The 2,626-nt window shown below is 52.6% G+C and carries 1 rRNA gene and 1 other annotated feature; the gene reads right to left on the reverse strand.

Annotated elements, in window-relative coordinates:
- Positions 1-308, reverse strand: a sequence feature (23S ribosomal RNA rRNA prediction is too short).
- A 58-nt stretch (positions 309-366) separates the two neighbouring features.
- Positions 367-2,403: ribosomal RNA gene (locus tag AXF19_RS16050) — 23S ribosomal RNA — on the reverse strand.
- Positions 2,404-2,626 lie beyond the last annotated feature (223 nt).

Raw genomic sequence — 2,626 nt, forward strand, 5'->3', positions numbered from 1 at the left:
AGCCCTACTTTCGTACCTGCTCGACCCGTCAGTCTCGCAGTCAAGCTCCCTTCTGCCTTTATGCTCTTCGCGCGATTTCTGTCCGCGCTGAGGGAACCTTTGGACGCCTCCGTTGCTCTTTCGGAGGCGACCGCCCCAGTCAAACTGCCCGCCTGGTACTGTCCCGAACACTGTTAATGTTCCGGTTAGATCCTTAGCATATAAAGGCCGGTATCCCAACGGTGACTCCGATAGTTCTAGCGATCTATCCTCCCAGTCTCCCGGCTATCCTGTACGTTATATGCCAAAGACCAATGCCAAGCTGCAGTAAAGCTCCATGGGGTCTTTCTGTCCAGTCGCGGGTAACCTGCATCTTCACAGGTATTTCAATTTCACCGGGTCCCTCGTTGAGACAGTGCCCAAATCGTTACGCCTTTCGTGCGGGTCGGAACTTACCCGACAAGGAATTTCGCTACCTTAGGACCGTTATAGTTACGGCCGCCGTTTACAGGGGCTTCAGTTCGCTGCTTCACCTTACGGCTAACAACTCTCCTTAACCTTCCTGCACCGGGCAGGCGTCAGCACCTATACTTCAGCTTGCGCTTTCGCAGGCACCTGTGTTTGTGGTAAACAGTCGCTTGGGCCTCTTTTCTGCCGCCGCCAACAGCTCCAACAGTAAATGTCTTCACCACCAGCGGCCATCCTTTTCCCGAAGTTACGGATGCATTTTGCCGAGTTCCTTAACGAGGGTTTTCCCGCGCACCTTAGGATTCTCTCCCCGCCTACCTGTGTCGGTTTTGGTACGGGCGGACGTCTTCTCGTTAGAAGCTTTTCTTGGCAGTGTAGTGCAGCTGAATTCAGATTGACCGTAGTCTTTCCTATCGATCGGTTCTCGGCCTTGTAGTATGGGGATTTGCCTCCATACTAGCCTACCGCCTTCGACACGCACATCCAATCGCGTGCTCAGCTTCCTTCCTGCGTCACTCCATCCTCAAACGAAGACGCCCGGTACTGGAATTTTCGCCAGTTGTCCATCGCCTATGCTTTTCGCCTCGGCTTAGGTCCCGACTAACCCCGGGACGACGAGCGTTGCCCGGGATACCTTAGGCTTTCGGTGGACAGGATTCTCACCTGTCGTTTCGCTACTCATACCGGCATTCTCACTTCTTATCCGTCCAGCAGTCCTTCCGGTCTACCTTCGTCCGGATAAGAACGCTCCCCTACCCAAAGTTACATAGTAACTTTGCCGCGGCTTCGGTTCTGTGCTTTAGCCCCGGATATTTTCGGCGCAGGGCCTCTCGACCAGTGAGCTATTACGCACTCTTTTAATGGTGGCTGCTTCTGAGCCAACATCCTGGTTGTTTTCGAAGTCCTACATCCTTCTCCACTTAGCACAGCATTTGGGACCTTAGCCGGCGGTCTGGGCTGTTTCCCTCTTGAATACGGGTCTTATCACTCGCATTCTGACTCCCAGGCTGCCCATATGAGCCATTCGTAGTTTGACTGGGGTCGGTAGGCTTTACGCCCCCTTGCCCGATCAGTGCTCTACCGTCTCTATGGTTATTCGCCTGAGGCTAGCCCTAAAGCTATTTCGGGGAGAACCAGCTATCTCCACGTTCGATTGGCATTTCACCCCTATACACATCTCATCCCAACATTTTTCAACATGCACGGGTTCGGTCCTCCACTCATTTTTACCTGAGCTTCAACCTGGACATGTATAGATCACTGTGGTTTCGGGTCTAATCCATGCTACTTGACGCCCTCTTAAGACTCGCTTTCGCTTCGGCTCCGCGTCTCCCGCTTAACCTCGCAGCATAAATTAACTCGCCGGTTCATTCTTCAATAGGCACGCCGTCGCACATGTAAAGTGCTCCGACTGTTTGTAGACATACGGTTTCAGGTTCTATTGCACTCCCCTCCCGGGGTTCTTTTCACCTTTCCCTCACGGTACTCATCGCTATCGGTCGTTTCGATGTATTTAGCCTTGGATGGTGGTCCACCCTGCTTCCCACTGGGTTCCTCGTGCCCTGTGGTACTCTGGATTCCTGCCCGCTTTTCACTCTTTCGTGTACGAGGGTCTCACTCTCTTTGCCGCACCTTCCCAGATGCTTCCACTAAAGTGTCCAGTTTGTTGCAGGTCCGCAACCCCAAACAACCGAAGTCATTTGGTTTGGGCTCTTCCCGTTTCGCTCGCCGCTACTCAGGGAATCTCTTTGATTTCTTTTCCTCCGACTACTTAGATGTTTCAGTTCATCGGGTGTTTTCTCCTTATCTCGTAGATAAGGTGACAAGACGTTACTCTTGCCGGGTTGCCCCATTCGGAAATCCATGAGTCTATGCTTACTTGCAGCTCGTCATGGCTTATCGCAGCTGATCGCGTCCTTCTTCGTTTCGAAACGCCTAGGCATCCGCCGTATGCCCTTCTAAACTTGACTTACGTCTTACGACTTTTGTCATCAGTTTAAAGGTATTTTCGCTTTATCCTAATTTGCTTGGGAAAATCTTTTAGTGAGGACTGTTCTGCTTCCTACGCTCATGATTTCGCCCCTTCCACCACGCGTTGCGTGGTCCCCCTCCCCCGCAAGCAGGGGAGGCTGAAGGTGACGCCAATCTCGCTCTCTTAGCTTCCCCCGTTTACGGGGGG

This window comes from Selenomonas sp. oral taxon 126 (assembly GCF_001683335.1).
GTDB lineage: Bacteria > Bacillota > Negativicutes > Selenomonadales > Selenomonadaceae > Centipeda.